This window comes from Herbaspirillum sp. SJZ107, assembly GCF_006715485.1.
Lineage (GTDB): Bacteria > Pseudomonadota > Gammaproteobacteria > Burkholderiales > Burkholderiaceae_D > Telluria.
This window is the reverse complement of sequence record NZ_VFNH01000001.1, coordinates 1,480,129-1,496,344: the sequence shown is the minus strand read 5'-3', so window position 1 is coordinate 1,496,344 and position 16,216 is coordinate 1,480,129. Positions and strand designations below refer to the sequence as shown.

General features: G+C 58.0%; 16 protein-coding genes and 3 pseudogenes. 9 read left to right on the top strand and 10 right to left on the bottom strand.

Annotated elements, in window-relative coordinates:
* Positions 1-1,422, bottom strand: a complete 1,422-nt coding sequence (locus tag FBX97_RS06755) for an MFS transporter (protein ID WP_141829738.1) — start codon at positions 1,420-1,422, stop codon at positions 1-3.
* A 105-nt stretch (positions 1,423-1,527) separates the two neighbouring features.
* Positions 1,528-2,694, bottom strand: a complete 1,167-nt coding sequence (locus FBX97_RS06750) for a 4-hydroxybenzoate 3-monooxygenase (protein WP_141829737.1) — start codon at positions 2,692-2,694, stop codon at positions 1,528-1,530.
* Positions 2,695-2,814: 120 nt separating this feature from the next.
* Between FBX97_RS06750 and FBX97_RS06745 the strand changes: the two genes are divergently transcribed.
* Positions 2,815-3,765, top strand: coding sequence for a helix-turn-helix domain-containing protein (locus tag FBX97_RS06745; RefSeq protein WP_141829736.1), 951 nt, complete (start codon positions 2,815-2,817; stop codon positions 3,763-3,765).
* Positions 3,766-3,923: 158 nt separating this feature from the next.
* On the opposite strand, the gene FBX97_RS06740 is transcribed toward FBX97_RS06745, so the two are convergent.
* Positions 3,924-4,835, bottom strand: coding sequence for a LysR family transcriptional regulator (locus tag FBX97_RS06740; RefSeq protein WP_141829734.1), 912 nt, complete (start codon positions 4,833-4,835; stop codon positions 3,924-3,926).
* A gap of 164 nt (positions 4,836-4,999) precedes the next feature.
* On the opposite strand from FBX97_RS06740, the gene FBX97_RS06735 reads away from it, so the two are divergent.
* The 4 genes from FBX97_RS06735 to FBX97_RS06720 all read left to right on the top strand — a co-directional run bounded on the left by FBX97_RS06735 (position 5,000) and on the right by FBX97_RS06720 (position 7,598).
* Complete coding sequence (locus tag FBX97_RS06735) at positions 5,000-5,698, top strand: glutathione S-transferase family protein (protein ID WP_141829732.1); 699 nt, start codon at positions 5,000-5,002, stop codon at positions 5,696-5,698.
* 195 nt (positions 5,699-5,893) lie between these two features.
* Positions 5,894-6,265 (top strand): DUF427 domain-containing protein, encoded by a 372-nt coding sequence (locus tag FBX97_RS06730; protein WP_221631756.1) that lies wholly within the window; start codon positions 5,894-5,896, stop codon positions 6,263-6,265.
* 129 nt (positions 6,266-6,394) lie between these two features.
* On the top strand, positions 6,395-7,024 hold the full coding sequence (locus FBX97_RS06725) for a PEP-CTERM sorting domain-containing protein (protein WP_141829730.1): 630 nt from the start codon (positions 6,395-6,397) through the stop codon (positions 7,022-7,024).
* 151 nt (positions 7,025-7,175) lie between these two features.
* Complete coding sequence (locus FBX97_RS06720; protein ID WP_221631754.1) at positions 7,176-7,598, top strand: hypothetical protein; 423 nt, start codon at positions 7,176-7,178, stop codon at positions 7,596-7,598.
* 28 nt (positions 7,599-7,626) lie between these two features.
* Here FBX97_RS06720 and FBX97_RS30460 read toward each other — a convergent pair.
* A pseudogene (locus FBX97_RS30460) lies at positions 7,627-7,791 on the bottom strand (transposase); the annotation flags it as partial.
* Between the two features lie 104 nt (positions 7,792-7,895).
* On the opposite strand from FBX97_RS30460, the pseudogene FBX97_RS06710 reads away from it, so the two are divergent.
* Together FBX97_RS06710 and FBX97_RS06705 are read left to right on the top strand one after the other, a co-directional pair.
* Positions 7,896-9,056 (top strand): annotated as a pseudogene (locus FBX97_RS06710) (IS30 family transposase).
* A gap of 78 nt (positions 9,057-9,134) precedes the next feature.
* A pseudogene (locus tag FBX97_RS06705) lies at positions 9,135-9,941 on the top strand (IS5 family transposase).
* A 337-nt stretch (positions 9,942-10,278) separates the two neighbouring features.
* Here FBX97_RS06705 and FBX97_RS06700 read toward each other — a convergent pair.
* Positions 10,279-10,968: a PEP-CTERM sorting domain-containing protein gene (locus FBX97_RS06700; RefSeq protein WP_185748493.1), complete on the bottom strand. Its 690-nt coding sequence runs from the start codon at positions 10,966-10,968 to the stop codon at positions 10,279-10,281.
* 177 nt (positions 10,969-11,145) lie between these two features.
* Positions 11,146-11,643, bottom strand: a complete 498-nt coding sequence (locus FBX97_RS06695) for a hypothetical protein (RefSeq protein WP_141829726.1) — start codon at positions 11,641-11,643, stop codon at positions 11,146-11,148.
* 275 nt (positions 11,644-11,918) lie between these two features.
* On the opposite strand from FBX97_RS06695, the gene FBX97_RS06690 reads away from it, so the two are divergent.
* Complete coding sequence (locus FBX97_RS06690) at positions 11,919-12,545, top strand: PEP-CTERM sorting domain-containing protein (protein WP_141829724.1); 627 nt, start codon at positions 11,919-11,921, stop codon at positions 12,543-12,545.
* Between the two features lie 44 nt (positions 12,546-12,589).
* On the opposite strand, the gene FBX97_RS06685 is transcribed toward FBX97_RS06690, so the two are convergent.
* A complete protein-coding gene (locus FBX97_RS06685) occupies positions 12,590-12,940 on the bottom strand; it encodes a DUF1064 domain-containing protein (RefSeq protein ID WP_255517328.1) in 351 nt (116 codons plus the stop codon).
* Positions 12,941-13,136: 196 nt separating this feature from the next.
* On the opposite strand from FBX97_RS06685, the gene FBX97_RS06680 reads away from it, so the two are divergent.
* Positions 13,137-13,391 carry a hypothetical protein gene (locus FBX97_RS06680; protein WP_141829723.1) on the top strand — a complete coding sequence of 85 codons (255 nt, stop codon included), beginning with the start codon at positions 13,137-13,139 and terminating at the stop codon, positions 13,389-13,391.
* Between the two features lie 882 nt (positions 13,392-14,273).
* On the opposite strand, the gene FBX97_RS06670 is transcribed toward FBX97_RS06680, so the two are convergent.
* The 3 genes from FBX97_RS06670 to FBX97_RS06660 all read right to left on the bottom strand — a co-directional run bounded on the left by FBX97_RS06670 (position 14,274) and on the right by FBX97_RS06660 (position 16,171).
* Entirely contained in the window at positions 14,274-14,960 is a 687-nt protein-coding gene (locus FBX97_RS06670; protein WP_185748492.1) for a DUF3885 domain-containing protein, read from the bottom strand.
* A 146-nt stretch (positions 14,961-15,106) separates the two neighbouring features.
* Positions 15,107-15,451 carry a DUF2185 domain-containing protein gene (locus FBX97_RS06665; protein WP_141829719.1) on the bottom strand — a complete coding sequence of 115 codons (345 nt, stop codon included), beginning with the start codon at positions 15,449-15,451 and terminating at the stop codon, positions 15,107-15,109.
* A gap of 168 nt (positions 15,452-15,619) precedes the next feature.
* On the bottom strand, positions 15,620-16,171 hold the full coding sequence (locus tag FBX97_RS06660) for a hypothetical protein (RefSeq protein ID WP_221631752.1): 552 nt from the start codon (positions 16,169-16,171) through the stop codon (positions 15,620-15,622).
* Positions 16,172-16,216 lie beyond the last annotated feature (45 nt).

The following is a 16,216-nucleotide window of genomic DNA, read 5'->3' as shown; positions in this document are numbered from 1 at the left end:
TCAATGCCCCAGGCTGGCCGAGTGGCGGCCGGCCGGCTCGCCCTCCTGCGAGCCTTCCTGCGGGCGGTCCGGATGGGCCCAGTGCTTGACCAGCAGCGCCAGGGTGGCGAACACGCCGGCCACCGCGACCACCGCGAAGATGCCCTGGAAGCCGACCTGCCGGCGCGCCAGCTCGGCCACCAGGAAGGAACCGGCGACGCCGCCGAAGCGGCCCACGCCCATCATCCAGGCCACGCCGGTGGCGCGGCCCTGGGTCGGATAGAAACTGGCGGCCAGCGCCGGCAGCGAGGACTGGGCCGTGTTCATCAGCGTGCCGGCCACGAACACCACCGTCATCAACAGCGCCACGTTGCCGGCCGACAGGCCGATCGCATAGATGCTGACCGCGCTCAGGCTGAAGCACAGGGCGATCACGCGGTTCGGATTGAAGCGGTCCATCAGCACGCCGAGGAATACGGCGCCGACGCCGCCGAGCGGGAACAGCGAGGCCGCCAGCGTCGCGGTGCGCGCATCCAGGCCGGCTTCCTTGAACAGGATCGGCATCCAGTTGATCAGGGAATAGAAGATCACCAGGCCCATGAAATAGGCCAGCCAGATCATCACCGTGCCGACGATGAAGGGACGCGACAGAATCACGCGCAAGCCGGTGCGCTTGACCTCCGCACCTGCGCCGGCGGTCTTCTCGGCCATCGTGAAGGCCTGCACGTCACGCGCGCTCGGCGAGATGCGCTGCAGCGCAGCGCGGATGCGCGCGGCCGGCGCCTTGCGGGCGACCAGCCAGCGCACCGATTCCGGCAGGCGCATCAGCATGACGACGGCCAGCACCAGCGGCACCAGGCCGCCCAGCAGCAGCACGCTGCGCCAGCCCCATTGCGGGATCATCCAGGCCGCCAGGAAGCCGCCCAGCGCGGCGCCCAGCGGGAAGCCGCAGAACATCGCATTGGTCAGGGTGGCGCGGCGCCCGTCGGGGCAGTACTCGCTCATCAGGGTCACGGCATTCGGCATCGCCGCGCCCAGGCCGAGGCCGGTGACGAAGCGCAGGACGGTCAGTTCGGTCAGGCTGTCCGAAAACGCCGACCAGGTGCAGGCGGCGCCGAACAGGGCGACCGCCACCACCAGCACCCTCTTGCGGCCGAAGCGGTCGGCACAGGGGCCGGCGGTGAGGCCGCCGGCGGCCAGCCCGAACAGCGCGGCGCTGAGCACCGGCGCCAGCGCCGCCTTGCTCAGGCCCCACTCCTTCAATAGCGAGGGCGCGATGAAGCCGATCGCGGCGGTGTCGAAGCCGTCCAGCAGCACGATCAGGAAGCACAGCGCGAAGATGCTCCACTGGAAGGGCGAAAAGCGGTGCTGGTTGAGGAAATCCTGGACGTCGACGGCGGGCGTACCCGGTCCGCGTCCTTGCGCAGGGGTCTGCTGGTGCATGGCGTGTCTCCAAATTGCCGGTCCGCGGGAGGCGGCCGGTCGTTTATTTTTATTGGATAATACTATTTATACGGAAGCCCGTGGGTCGGGCACGGGCCGGGTGCCTCAGAATGCGCCGACGTAGTTCTCGGCGAGCGCCGTGCTCAGGGCGCGCGACGCCACGATGTTCTCCAGCTCGGCCAGCTGCACCTGGCGCTCGAACGGCGAGGCCTCCTCGAAGGTGTGCAGCAGGCGCGTCATCCACCACGAGAAGAATTCGGCGCGCCACACGCGCTTGAGCGCGTCGCTCGAGTAACTGTCCAGCCCTTCTTCGCTGCCACGGCGATAGAAACCGTCGAGCGCATTGGCCAGCAGCTTGACGTCCGAGATCGCCAGGTTCATGCCCTTGGCGCCGGTGGGCGGCACGATGTGGGCGGCGTCGCCGGCCAGGAACAGGCGGCCCGAGCGCATCGGTGCGCACACGAAGCTGCGCATGCCGATGATGCCCTTCTGGAAGATGCGGCCTTCCTTGAGCTTCCAGCCGTCGTCGCTCTCGGTACGCGCATGCAGCTCGGACCAGATGCGGTCGTCGGACCAGTTGTCCACGCTGTCGCGCGGGTCGCATTGCAGGTACAGGCGCTGCACGGTCGGCGAGCGCGTGCTGACCAGCGCAAAGCCACGCTCGTGGCGGGCGTAGATCAGTTCATCGGACGACGGCGGCGACTCGACCAGGATGCCGAACCAGCCGAACGGATAGATGCGCTGGTAGTCCTGGCGTTGGGTCTCCGGGATCATCGGGCGCGACACGCCGTGGAAGCCGTCGGCCCCGATCACGAAGTCGGCCTCGATGCTGCGCGCCTGGCCGTCGTGCTCGAAGGTCACGCGGGGACTGCTGCCGTCGATGCCGCTCAATTCGACCTTGCTGGTCTCGAACAGCAGCGCGCCGCCGGCCTTGATGCGCGCCGCCACCAGGTCGATGATGACTTCGTGCTGCGGGTAGACGGTAATCGCCTTGCCGGTCAGGCCGGTCAGGTCGATGCGGTGGCGGCGTCCGCCGAAGGCCAGCTCGATGCCGTGGTGCAGCGCGCCTTCGCGCTGCATGCGTTCGCCGACGCCGGCTTCGTTCAGGATGTCCATGCTGCCCTGCTCGAGCACGCCGGCACGGATGGTGGCCTCGATGTCGGCGCGGCTGCGCGACTCCAAGACGACCGACTCGATGCCGTTCAGGTGAAGCAGGTGGGAAAGCAAAAGGCCGGCCGGACCGGCGCCGATGATGGCGACCTGGGTACGCATGATGATGTCTCCGTTTTATGTTCTGTTGATGCCATCCTAGTGCGTGCGGCGGCCGATATGAATGGATGAAATCCGAAAAAACTTGTACTATTTTTTCATTCCGCTTCCGACTCAACGGTCTTGCCCATGCCTTCCGCCTCTCTCCCGCCAGCTGCCGCCATCCCGCAATTCGCCCTGTATGGCGAGCTCACCTGGGGCGCCGACGTCGAGGGCGTCCATATCGAGCTGATCGAAACCCGCAGCCGCGTCTACGACTGGCACATCGGCACGCATACCCACGCCGGCCTGTTCCAGGTACTTTTTTTATTCGGCGGCCAGGTCCGCGCCACCCTCGGCGACGCCGTGGTCGAGCTGGACGGCCCGATCGCGCTCACCATCCACCCGTCGCTGGTCCACGGCTTCGAATTCTCCGAAGAGGCCTACGGCTACGTGCTGACGATCGACCAGAACCTGCTGTTCGCCGCCGCCGGCCAGGACGGCAACCTGTTCACCTCCCTGTTCGTGGAACCGCTCGCGATCGGCCTCGGACCGGTAGCCGAGGCGCGCGAGCGCATCGAGACGCTGCTGCGCAACCTGATCCTCGAGGCGACCTGGCCACGCCAGGGCCACACCTTGATGCTGGACTGGCTGGCGCGCTGCATCCTGCTGATGCTGGCGCGGGTGCAGGCCGAGCGCCACATCGCCGAAAAGACCGGCCGCAACGATTTCGAGCTGTTCAGCCGCTTCCGCACCGAGGTCGAGCGCCACTACAAGGAGCAATGGCGCGTGCCGCAGTACGCCGAGCGGCTGCGTATCCCGCCGGTGCGCCTGAACCGGCTATGCCTGAAAATCGCCGGCAAGTCGGCCTTCGAAATTACCCAGGAGCGGCTGATGCTGGAGGCTTGCCGCAAGCTGACCTACGTATCGGCCGGCGTGGCCGGGATTGCGTATGAACTCGGGTTCCAGGATCCGGCTTATTTCAGCCGGCTGTTCAAGAAGCTGGTCGGGACTACGCCAAAGGAGTTCCGGCAGCGGACGCAGGCTTCCGAGACACTGGAGCACGGCAAGGACGTGCCGATTCAGGAGCCATGACAAAACCTCTTGCTTGCTGCTGCAACAAGCACCTCGTACACTGAGCCGATGGCGGCAACCGGCCAGGAGCAGACGTGTGGCATGCTGACGAAGGATGTACACCGTGCGGCTGAACAGGCTGGAAAGCTACCGCTTCGATCCTGCACGCATCCTGCAACCTAAGATTTCACTGCCGAGCGCAAGAATTCTACAAATGCGCGCACTCGCGCTGATAGGTGGCGGTTCTGGGGGTAGAGAATCGAAAACGGGCGGGAGCGGCCGCCATACTCTTGAAGGACCTCTACAAGGTCACCACGCCTCAAGGCGTCGCCCACCGCAAAGCGGTAGGTTTGATAAAGGCCGCCGCCCGCATTCACCCAAGCGACAGCTCCTAGCGCATCGTTAAGTACGCGCATCCGGCTTGTTATCGGTTTCTCGATCAAGGCACCTTGTTCATCGGTGAACAGCCACTGCAGGGGGCGCCCTGTATTCGGCGATATGTATTGGATGCAATCGTGTTCACTGAGATCATGAATACCGCGAGGCACGCCTTTTTTTGCGAGGTAGGTTGGCGTACCAAATACCCCCAGCATTGCGTCCTCGAGCTTGAACGCGACAAGACGTGAATCTTGTAGAATGCCCAGTCTGATCGCCAGGTCAAAGCCTTCTTCGACAAAGTCGATTATTTTGTCCGAGATACTGATCTCGATGTCAATCTGCGGATAAAGCTGCGTGAACTTGGGCATCAAAGGTAGCAGCCGAAACGTTCCGTAAGCAGCACTGACACTAATGCGTAGCGGCCCACTTGGAACGTTTTGCGCGCCCGTGATTGCACGCTCAGCCTCGGCAATTTGCTCAAGTGCTCGCTGACATTCCTTCCAATAGAGCTCACCTTCAGTGGTCAGCTTGACGGCGCGGGTCGTCCTCAAAAAAAGACGTACGCCTAGGCGCTGCTCGAGTCGACTGATGGACCGACTGACCGCAGCCGGCGTCAAACCGAGAATCTCGGCTGCACCAGTGAAGCTCCCGGTCTCCGCTGCTCTACAAAACTGTTCAATGCTGCCAAGCTGGAGCGAGTTGCCTGCGGCCATATTCATTACCACATGTAATAAATGAATTGATTATCACACGGTTTATCAGCGTAGAACAACGCATTGAAGTACGTCCACTGCTTGAGCGACAACGCGCCAAGGCCTCGCTACTCAAGCAGTACACGGTTCGACCTACACCTCGACATACTTGAAGGACTTTCAAAATGACTAGCAAACTGAACGTTTACACCTCGCCGTCGGCTTTCCCCAACCCGCAACGCCTGCGCCTGTTCATGCACGAAAAAGGGATTGCTGATCAGTTCCACGAGACCATTTACGACATGACGCCAGTCGGTGAGCAGCGTGGCTGGCGTCACTTGAAAATGAATGCTTGGGGTGAAACACCGACCCTCGAGCTCGCTGACGGTAGCACCATCTCCGAAACGGCAGCGGTCGTCCGTTACCTGGACCAGTCCTACCCCGGCCGCAAGATCATGGGGGACACGCCGCTGGAACAGGGCCTGGACAACATGTGGGACAACCGCATCTGGGTTCACATCCTGTATCGCATCGTCACGGCCTTTCACGTTCTGCATACCGGCCTCGGCTTCAAACTCGAACTGACGAAGAATGAAGCTTGGGGCGAACACTGCCGCAAAGAAGCGTTGGCCCACGCTGCACTAGTCGACAAGCATCTTTCGGACGGACGCAAATGGCTGCTGGGAGGCGACGAGCCTACTTTCGCCGACATCACGCTGGCGACCGCGATCGCGTTCTCGAAATTCCCAGTGAATGCTACGCCGCTGGACGAGCGTTTCGAGTTCCTGGATGCCTATTGGCAGCGCTGGCAGCAACGTCCGAGCTTCCAGGCCGCGTATGCGGACCGTAGCAGTGGCATCCCTGAACTGGACAACAAGGCTTGATCCGACATGAAAGCCGGGCGCTGTCCAACCAGTGGATTTCGCGATTGAATGGGACTACCTGGATCGGAAGCGGGCGGCCGTGGTAGGCTGTTTTTGACCGGGGACAGTCGCTCCGGTGACATCGAGGTCAACGTTTGATGCGGCAGGTGCATTATTTGCCGCGCTTCTTCTTTCAATTCTTTGGACGTGTGTCGCATGAACAAGACAATGAAACTGCCGGGGCCGGACCATCCGATCACGATCACGCCCGAGTCGCGCCGCGTTACCGTCACCCTGGGCGGCACTGTGATTGCGGACAGCACCCGAGCGCTATCCCTGAAAGAAGCAAGCTATCCGGCTGTCCTGTACATCCCGCGCGACGACGTTCGCATGGATCAGCTCGAGCGCACCGCACATGCAACGTATTGCCCATACAAAGGTGATTGTGCTTACTACAATATCCCATCAGGTGGACAACGTAGCGTGAACGCCGTATGGACTTATGAGCAGCCCTTTCCTGCAGCAGCACAGATAGCCTCTTACCTGGCGTTCTATCCTGACCGGGTTGACGCTATCAACGTCGCTTAGGGGGTTGACAGAGCTTTCGTGGGATTGGAGCGAAACCGCTTCGACTACCTATATTCACTTTAAAAAGAAATATCGTTCCCCCCGATAAAAATGTACTATTGGTTAACATAATAACTAGGGGAAATCGTTATGCCGTCCATGATGAAAGCCGCATTGCTGGCTGCAGTGTTAGCTACCGCAACCAATGTCGTGCAGGCGACGACCATCACGTTCGACGATTACCCTGCCAGCAATACCACTGCCCTGACCGATGGCGCCACATTCACGACCGATGGCTATCATTTCGATCTCCAGCAGGGCCTCGTGTATTTCTTGAATATGAGTTCGTCTTCGGGATACGCCACCAATGGGACGACCAGTCTTGACCTGGGTGGCATCGTCGATATCACAAGCGTCTCGGGCAAGCCTTTTTCTGTCACCAGCGTCGACCTGGCGACTGTATTTGCATCGGCAACGAGCACCGTCAAATTCACGGGTACGGACATCAACGGTGCCCGGACCAGCCAGACATTCTCGATCAATGGAACGGCAAACGCCGATCCGTATGGCTTGACGACGACACCGCTTGCCGGCTTCACGAACCTGAGCTCGTTCGAGATGGAACTGGTCTATAACCCGGACGGCAGTGCTTATTTCAGCCTGGTCGACAATATATTGATCGACGACGCGGATGCTACCGTGCCGGAACCCGCGACTTTTGCAACGCTGGGACTGGGCCTGGCCTTACTGACCGGCTCGTTGCGGCGCAAGTCGCGCTGACACACCATGTCTGCGCCGACTACCGACAGAGCCCATATTGAATGCGGACAATGGGACTCTACGGCCATACGCAGTCCGCACAGCTTTTTGCTCAGTCAGCATGCAATGCCCGGGGCAGACATCCGACCAAATATCAATGGAGGAAACGCTCGTGAGAACAATCGCCACCGCTCTTTTCTTTCTGGTCGTTTCCGGGTTTGCGCAAGGCAAAGAAGCATTCACCGGACCTGACCTATCCGGGGCATACAATTGTCAAGGCGATGATTCCCGCGAAGGCAAGTACACCGCGACTGCCACCCTGCAGTTAGTATCGGAACACAGTTCGGGCAGCAACGGGGCCTACCTGTTCAAACTGGAAGTGCCCGGCTATGGCACCTATCCAGGCCATGCCGCTACACAAGGGACTACCGCTGCGATCTACTTCGCAAATACCGACCCAGGCACCAGGGATTTCGGCACCGGCATCGCGACTTTCAAGAAGAACGGTAACGGCAAGTGGACGTTCACGAAGTTTTACTTCGAACCGGAATTCAAGGATGGCAACCACGGGATCGAATCATGCGTACAGAAGTAAGCGCAAGCGCATTCAGGCCGCACTGATCGAGCTGCCCTGACACCGCCTCATGGACACGCTGCCAGACGCCTGTTTCCATCCATTCGTCAAGGCGGCGTCAGCACGTCATGCCGCTGCCGCAGCCGAGTTCACGCGGTAGATATTCCCGGGGTAGTCCAGTCTCGAGGACGAACAGGATGCCGGTCAGCGCTGCACTGCCGCCATATTAGCGCCAGGACGATGGTCGTGTACGTCCGCTATTGACCTTGGATTCAACTGGTGAACGCAACACTCTAAGACATAGGGAGGAGTGTTCACATGAAACGGAAACCCCGCATTTACTATTCGGAGAATCAAAAGGCACTGATGTGGGAACGATGGCGGCAAGGCGATTCGCTTCAAAAGATAGCCCAGCTGTTTGACCGAAACCACTCATCAGTAGAGAGGATTCTGGCTGAGACCGGCGGCATTTGTCCAGCTCAACGATGCCGGTCCCGCTTGGCGCTAACGCTCGTTGAGCGCGAAGAAATTTCACGATCAGTCGTCGAAGGAAAATCAATTCGTTCCATAGCCATGTCTCTCGGTCGCGCTTCATCGACAATCAGTCGAGAGGTCAGGCGAAATGGCAGCCTGGATGGCTATCGTGCAAGCCGCGCCGACCAACGTGCTTGGGATCTAGCCAAGCGTCCCAAGACGTGTAAGCCGGTAGAGAATTGAGCGCTGGCCGATATTGTCGCCAGCAAGCTCCAGCTGCAGTGGTCGCCGGAACAGATCGCCGGCTGGCTCAAGCAGATTTACTTGGGCATCGAGGACTATCAGGTGTCACACGAAACGATCTATCGTAGCCTCTATATCCAGGCGCGCGGCGCCCTGAAAAAGGAATTATTGGAGCATTTGCGACGTACCCGGAATATGCGTCGGTCGTGGCATCACACTCAAAAAACGGATGACCATGGTCGAATTGTCGAGACGGTTTCGATCAGTGAACGTCCGGCCACTGTCGAGGATCGGGCAATACCTGGACATTGGGAAGGCGACCTAGTGTTCTGTAGTCATAACAGTCAGATTGCTACTCTGGTCGAACGTCAAACGCGTTACGTGATGCTTGTAAAGGTCACCGGCAAAGACACTGAGACAGTCATCAATGCGCTTATTGCAAATGCCCGGAAACTACCGCAGGAGCTCTACAAATCGCTAACGTGGGACCGAGGCACAGAGATGGCCGACCACCGGCGCTTCATCTTAGCCACCCATATCCAGGCGTATTTCTGTGATCCTCACCATCCACGGCAACGTGGATCAAATGAAAACACCAATGGGGTGCTACGGCAATATTTTCCAAAAGGGCTCGATCTCTCAACGTACTCTCAGGAGCGATTAGATGACGTGGCAAGGCAACTGAACGAACGCCCAAGGAAAACCCTTGATTACCAAACGCCTCTACATCCATTTGCTGACTGTGTTGCGTCGGCCCATTGAATGAGCAGCCGATAGCGGACGTACGTGCCTCAGTCCGGGCACTAACATGGCGTCCGTGTTCGTAGACGGACTGATGCCATGGCCCGAGCACTTCTTCCCAAAGACCTGTGGTCGCTTATAGAAGCCCATCTGCCGATCCATCACCGATCGCCTAAAGGCGGACGGCAACGTATTGATGATCGCGCGCCTATGACGGGAATTCTGTTTGTCCTCAAAGACCGGAATACCCTGGGAGTACCTGCCGCGCGAACTCGGCTGCGGCACTGGAATGACATGCTGGCGTCGCCTTCACGAATATGGATGCGAGCCGGCGCTTGGTAGCGCGTCTACGAGGCGATTCTTCGACGGCTCCGAGAGCACGACCAGATCATGTGGGATCGCGCTTGCGTTGACGCTGCAAGCGTACCGGCGCCTGCCGGAGGCGAGCACACAGGCCGAAACCCAACCGATCGCGGCAAACTCGGAAGCAAACACTATTTGCTGGTGGATGAGCGTGGGCTTCCACTAGTAGCTCAAATTTCGGGCGCGCAGGTACACGACTCGCGTTTCCTCATCCCTTTGGTAGAGTCAATCCCGGCAGTTAAAGGACAGGCAGGCCGAGCTCGCAAACGTCCAGGTAAGTTGCATGCTGATCGAGCGTACGCTTCGAAAGCCCATCGGGCTTGGTTGCGCAGTCGAGGCATCGCAGCTCGTATCGCGCGTTATGGCGTGGAGTCGCGCGAGAGGCTAGGCCGGTGGCATTGGGTCGTCGAACGCACCTTGGGTTTGCTACATCGCTTCCGCAGACTGCGCATTCGACATGAGCGGCGAGCAGATATGAATCAGGCGTTCTTGTCGCTTGCCTGCTCGCTGATCTGTTGGCGGTACGTCGAGAGGTTTTGTTAGGCGCTCTAAGGCTTTGTGTGGTCACCGGTAGCGCCGGTGAGGCGTCGAAGCTCCCATGATGCAGGGTTTTCTCCCATGAAATCAGTAAATGACTGCATCACCACAGCGGAGCCAAGCCGCTGCGCTTCGAGGGTGCCGCTTACTTACGCCCAGAGCTATCTGCACAGTGGCGCGTAAACGACAATGCCCACCAGAGCGGTGGGCTTATTTGCAGAGGAGCGACGCCTTTACTGCACGCTGGGTACTCGTCTGCCTCGGGTTATGGTGGCGCTTTCGCGCACATTACATTGGACCGAGAGAATGGGAAGGACTTAAGTTTACGCCTGTTCCCGTTCGTTTACAACGGATTTTTATTGCGACGTCGACGCGCCAGCAACGCCGCTCCGCCAAGACCAAACAAGGCCAGCGATGCCGGCTCCGGGATGTCTCGGTTCATCTCGTATCCGCCGGCGATGGCAGATACTCCGATTGGAGAAGACGAAATCAAGATGTTATCAACGCGATCAGCATTGAAGGTGATACTGGTGATCTGCGAGGTCGCATCATAAGGGCCGAACTTATAGGCACCCATAGCGCCGTAAAATCTGTCGAAGCAGCCGCTTGGCAAACTCTGGCAGTTAGGCGTGCCGTTGCCAGCAATCCACTGCGCGTCAGTCCTGCCATTTTCATATTGGACGTATGCGAAGCCGCCGTCGATATCGGAGCGACCTGCATTGAACGCAACGTAATACTGGTCAGTGCCCAAGATCGAACGAATCGCCTCTGTATCAAAACTAATTGCCGTCGGGTTCCATGGCAGGCCAGACAGATAAGCGCCCCGCGGGGTGAATCGTACAGTGCCATTGATGGTGACACCATAATATGCGCCACTCGCCCGGCCAAGACTGTCGTGTCCGCCGTTGTAATAGTCGCCGACATTCACGCCATAGGCAAACTCCTCGAAGTTAATCGAGATAGTCGTAGCCGAAGCGAACGGCGTTACTGCCAGAATGAGCGCTGCAACTGCACTGCTAACTTTCCAATTCATGCTTTGTATCCCTAGTGTGATGGAGTTTGCGTTACAGCAATTTCCAGGCCAGGTGCCGAGACTGGTTACAAAACAATGAGTTATGGTTGTCATAAGCAACGCGATGTAAAAGATTCCGACATATATGAATGTCAGATCAGCGCCGCGTCTGTATTGACGGTTTCGACAACGCTTTAACTACGCCGCCTTCCGCATTTTTGCGCCGGCCCTCGCGGCGTGCGATTGGTACAGGCCTTCGACCGGTTCACGGCCGGGAGTGTCGGTGCAATGCGCGCACGCGCGGCCGGCGTTGATCTTGATGCCGTTGCAGACCGAGCACTCCCCGCCCAACCAGTGCGCTAGGGACTGCAGCGCGATCTTGTTGCAGATGCCTTCGAGCGCCGGGACGTCCCACGGCTGCACGACCCGGATCCACTTGCGGTCTTTGCCCTTCTGGAACACAGCCTCTTTCCACACGCGCAGCAGGACGGCCAGGCTATGGCTGCCGGATGCGATCGCCTCGCGCGGCACGCCGTCGATCTTGGCGGGCGCGAGCATGCTGCCGAAGATGCTGCCCGACCCGCCCGACAGGTCCGCCAGCGCCGCCGCCGCGAGGGCTTCGGTCTGGTGATGCTTGTCGTCGTCCAGCAGGTTTGTGCTGTTCAGTGCATTCAGGTAGCGGTCTTCGAAAGGCATTTCTATCTCCGGTAATATAGCTGAGTTCCAGTACAGAAAAGTTTACCAATCACAACAAAATAAATTGCCTTGCGCGAAGTTTTCTAAATTGCAACGTGTGGTTTTTTGTGAATATGTAGATTGGATACGCCTAACTATCTGTTGCCGCCGGATAACTTTACATCGCAGTGACGAGAATCCTGATCAGCTTTCTTAACCTGTTGATTAATAAGCCAAACCTTGTCATGGCATGGCAATTGCTGAAAGACTAGACTTCCAATAATTAGGGTTTCGCCATGTTTAAGAAAGTTCTGGCTCTCGCCGCAACTGCACTGTTTTCGATGAGCGCTCACGCGGGCTATATTAAGTACGAGCTTTCCCGTCCTTCTGCCGCCGGCTATGGAAGCAACTACATAATCATCCGCGACCAGGACAAGTCCGTAGCGCGCTACAATATTACGACTAGCGAGGGTCAGTTTTACACTCAAGATGTCGGCGACAGCTGGACCCGCAACTCGCTAATCGAAACCACCACGAGTTTCATTGGATATGGCCCAACGAACCTGTATGCCTACAACTGGATAAATGAGTCGAGCGAAAGCCGGATGTGGCTAATGTTCAGCGCCGGGGCTACCGATGACACGTTTAACTACTCTATGCACGTATTCACGAAGCCCGGCTTTAATGCGTACCGTCCAGACACCATCCCTACGCGCGACGTGTATTATTCGGGCACCGCAAAGCAGGTTGCTGTGAGCAATGAAGAACTGATGTGGGCGGATGACCCGAGATACTATCGCCTGTCGTATGACGTTCCTTATTACGACCCGACGCAAGTTCCGGAGCCAGGCAGCCTGGCCCTGCTGGCGGTCGGCGCGCTCGGCGCAGTCGGCGTAGCGCGCCGTAGCAAGAAGTCCGCATAATCTAGCAAGATCGCCGTGCGCTGATCGGCGCGCGGCTTGCGGGCCTAGAATTCCTCAAGCGCCCAGCCGCCACCATCCTTCTTCGCCTTCACCCGGACCGCTACGAAGCGCCAGGGGTACATGTCGGCCGCAATCTTGATTTTCGCCCGGGCGTCGTCTTGCCAGTGCCCCTTAACCTCGTGCGCCTCAAGCGCGCCGTCGGCCAGCATCACTGCGAAGTCCGGCGTGTAGAACGTATTGTCGGCCAGCCGGGACTTGAGCCCCTCGAACTTGAAGCCGGCCACCTCGCCAGCGTGCTGACGCTGGGCGAGCGTGGCGGCGTAGGCGGCCTCCGTCTTGTTCATCTGGCCAACCTTGAGCCGGCCCAGCGCCTGGAGCGCGCGTTGCTGCGTCACTGGCCCAGCCCCGTGAACGAATTGGTGTAGTGGGTCGGGTTGCGGTTGGCATACCGATCGATGATGTCGGCGGCGCCGGCATTTAGAGCGCCCAACAAAACCCTCTAGTTGCTCAGCAGGCAACAGCCGAGTACACTGAGCCGTGCCGACCGTCTGCTATCGGCCAAGAGCGGACATTTGTTGATCGAGGAAATTCATGCGCATCGTTGGCTGGCCAGAAGAACCGGATTCAGAAGGTGGCATTGATCCCGTCACGATCGTTGATGTGGATTTCCACGCGTCGCCCGAGGAACTGCGTGCAATTGGTAATTTCATGTTGAAGGCAGCAGCAGAACTCGAGTCCGCGCAATCCCGCAACTCTGCATTGAGCATAGGCATCGAACTGGGGAATTCAAACCCGTCTGCTGGAGTAGGCGTGGCAATTAATGTCGTGCGAAGTTCCGGTGACTGACCGTCTGCTGTGGGTCGATAACAGACCGTTAACAAAATCAGTTCGACGCGACGTTGCATTCTAAGCAACTGATAAGTTTGATCAAAGATCCGCTGCTACAGGCCTCGAATAGGTTCGCCGTTCAGTTGGCCTGTTAAGTACTCGCATAATGACTGCCCAGGTGAGGCCCGCGTCCACCAATTCTTTTGCTGCGCTAACTGGGCCATGGGAAGCGGCAGCATGGATGGCGGCGTCGATGAGTAAAGCTGTAAGGCGGTCTGATCTGCGGTTCATCAAACTACATTGCGCGCTCTACATGACAAGCGTTTGACCTTCATCAAGGTCTCGTCAAATTGCTCAAAGATTTGCCAGCCTACGTCGTGACAAGCTCGGTGCTCGTCGATCACGCAACTGTCCTTGAATCGGCCGCTTTCGACCCGAAGCAGTCGTTCAACGAGGTTCTTTCGCTCTGCTATCGAGCAAAGGGACACGCAGCGGCCCCCCTCTATATGAAATGTAACGGGCGTAGTCGACAAAATGTCTTCGCCGGGAAAGATAGTGAGGATAGTGTTCAAGATGCCAACGACATGCTTCCACGAACGCGTGTATCCCTATGCTGAGTTGCTCGGATACCACTGCAAATCGGTTTAAATCACCCATCAACTCCAAACATTGAGCGGGCGTAGCTGCGTCTGGATTCCAGAGAACTCCCGCGGGCAACTCGTGCATTGAATAGTCGAGTACAGAATACAGCTGATCAAATTCCCGCTTGAGGGTTCGCTTGCTGGCGGCGTCTAAAATGGTCATTAAGAAGAATAGTGTTGTGTTGATTTCTAAGCGACCGACTGCTGCCGGCCGATCGCAGACCTGTTGTAGAGTTCGCTTATGACCCGAAGCGGATGCTCAGGAAGACCCATGCAGCTTAGATATGTGATCGTTAGAATGGGCCTTGCGCTGCGCGGTTCGCGGCACCTGCGACCAAGCAAAGGTTTGGCGCATGGCTTCGATGTCGTAATCAAGCAATAGATCTTTGTGCCGCTCGTACAATCCTGCTAATGTCGACGTACGTCGACTGATGACGTCCATGCCCCGGTCGTCGTATGGATGAACGACAATTCCCTTATTCGGATTGAATAGATAGACCCGGCATTGCGGATTTGGGCGTAGCGATGACCCGAAGTCGGCGGCAACTGCACACCAAAGAAGATTTTGCAGCTTGGTCGTGGAGTGTTCAAAAGCGCAGCTTACCCAGTAAATGCTTTCGTCCGCGTCGTCTGCGTGATCTTCTGCCTCCAGCCAAACGTCTCTGACCTTTGGGATGACAAGCCCAGCTATACGAAGCTCACGAAGCATCTTTCGCACCCCAAAGGGGGACGCGGGAGCGAACGCTTCTAAGTGGACGAGTATTCTTTCCTCTCCGCGAAAAATGTCATCGCAAATGACAGTTGCCTTACGCAGCGCCGTCAACGCCTGGTCAAGCGGACTACCGCTGCCCGACAACTCAAAGCGCAGGCCACCTGGGAAGTTGTAAAACAAGGCGTATCGGTACGGCCCCCCGACAATTTCCTGAGTTTTTCTTCTGAGGTTCATACCTTCGTTCTCGTTGGAAGAGTGTGGCTCCGTACCACGTCCCTTCATGAAGTACCGCCAAATGTCTGCTGGTGGTCGGTTGCAGACTCATTGTAGCGTCTGCTTACGACCCATAGCGGACGATCGCATAGGCCAAAAACGTCACTTTATTCGAGCGGTGCCTCATACATAACTGCAATTAGTTTGCCCGTTGCCGCATCACGTTCAAAAGCGCTGCATGGCGGCGCATCGAGCAAGGGTGTGATATCTGGAGAGTAGTTGGCGATCGTGTTCACATCGTAAATGCAATGATGGGATGGGTCATCCATGTATTCCTGCGTCTCGTCGCCCGCCATGAACCACCATCCGCTGTCATGCTGAGACGTCGTTGGCTCACGGAGCATATATCCTACGGGCATTCCATCAACGGTAATCCTGTCCGTGGCAATACACCCGCCTCGACCAGTTGCAAGAGGCTTAACCTGATCACCCTTCAATGCGAATTCTTTCATGCAGCTTTTCCATTCCTATTGAGAATTCAGATATGTTTCAGGGTTTTTCGAGTGTCCGCTCCTGGCCGATTTCGGCCGTTCGGTGCAGCATAGCAGGTTGCCAGCCCGAAAAATTCACCGACTGTCACGACCGGCGGCAACCGACCCGAAGCGGACCTAGCGAAACCCTCAAGAACGCGCGGTCGCCAACGGCTTCGCGTCTGGATATCGGGTCACGAACGAATCGATGGCCTGTGGGGGCAGGTTGATCAGAATGGTTCCACTGCTGTCCCAGCATGCGATTTCGAACAATGCGCCTTCCAGCTGCGGTTCAGGTTCCGTACTACCCCAATACCGTGGATTGTCCTCGACGTGTGGCGCCGAAGCAGGTATCGGGCGAAGACCCTTCGGTACTGCACTAAACACTGCCCAGATAAACTGAATCTCATGGGTATGCAGGAAGGCGGCAAGTTCGTCGCCGGTGAACCATTGGTCATGAGGCTCAAATCCTGGTGGCCTCCAATTTGTTTCGATGTCGGTGACGTACCAGTCATAGTATTGCGGCGCAATGTTGGCTGCCTCGAACACGTCGCGCATGTTGGTGTACCAGCGGACCTGGTCGGTCTTTTCCAAGATGAGATTCTTCATTTGCCCCCTTAGACCTTGCCCGTTGAAGGACCGGTTCTGGCCGATCTCGGCCATCCAGATCAGCATAGCAGTTTGGCTGAGCGGAAAAGTCACGAACGGTCACGACTGGCCGGAACCGACCCGGAGCGGACTCTCGCT

What these genes read in the sequence shown, in the direction of transcription:
- FBX97_RS06735 (WP_141829732.1), top strand. Translation starts at nt 5,000, where the DNA reads ATGACTAGCAAACTGAACGTTTACACCTCGCCGTCGGCTTTCCCCAAC.
- FBX97_RS06740 (WP_141829734.1), bottom strand. Translation starts at nt 4,835, where the DNA reads ATGGCCGCAGGCAACTCGCTCCAGCTTGGCAGCATTGAACAGTTTTGT.
- FBX97_RS06695 (WP_141829726.1), bottom strand. Translation starts at nt 11,643, where the DNA reads ATGCCTTTCGAAGACCGCTACCTGAATGCACTGAACAGCACAAACCTG.
- FBX97_RS06750 (WP_141829737.1), bottom strand. Translation starts at nt 2,694, where the DNA reads ATGCGTACCCAGGTCGCCATCATCGGCGCCGGTCCGGCCGGCCTTTTG.
- FBX97_RS06680 (WP_141829723.1), top strand. Translation starts at nt 13,137, where the DNA reads ATGCGCATCGTTGGCTGGCCAGAAGAACCGGATTCAGAAGGTGGCATT.
- FBX97_RS06690 (WP_141829724.1), top strand. Translation starts at nt 11,919, where the DNA reads ATGTTTAAGAAAGTTCTGGCTCTCGCCGCAACTGCACTGTTTTCGATG.
- FBX97_RS06700 (WP_185748493.1), bottom strand. Translation starts at nt 10,968, where the DNA reads ATGAATTGGAAAGTTAGCAGTGCAGTTGCAGCGCTCATTCTGGCAGTA.
- FBX97_RS06725 (WP_141829730.1), top strand. Translation starts at nt 6,395, where the DNA reads ATGCCGTCCATGATGAAAGCCGCATTGCTGGCTGCAGTGTTAGCTACC.
- FBX97_RS06730 (WP_221631756.1), top strand. Translation starts at nt 5,894, where the DNA reads ATGAACAAGACAATGAAACTGCCGGGGCCGGACCATCCGATCACGATC.
- FBX97_RS06665 (WP_141829719.1), bottom strand. Translation starts at nt 15,451, where the DNA reads ATGAAAGAATTCGCATTGAAGGGTGATCAGGTTAAGCCTCTTGCAACT.
- FBX97_RS06755 (WP_141829738.1), bottom strand. Translation starts at nt 1,422, where the DNA reads ATGCACCAGCAGACCCCTGCGCAAGGACGCGGACCGGGTACGCCCGCC.
- FBX97_RS06670 (WP_185748492.1), bottom strand. Translation starts at nt 14,960, where the DNA reads ATGAACCTCAGAAGAAAAACTCAGGAAATTGTCGGGGGGCCGTACCGA.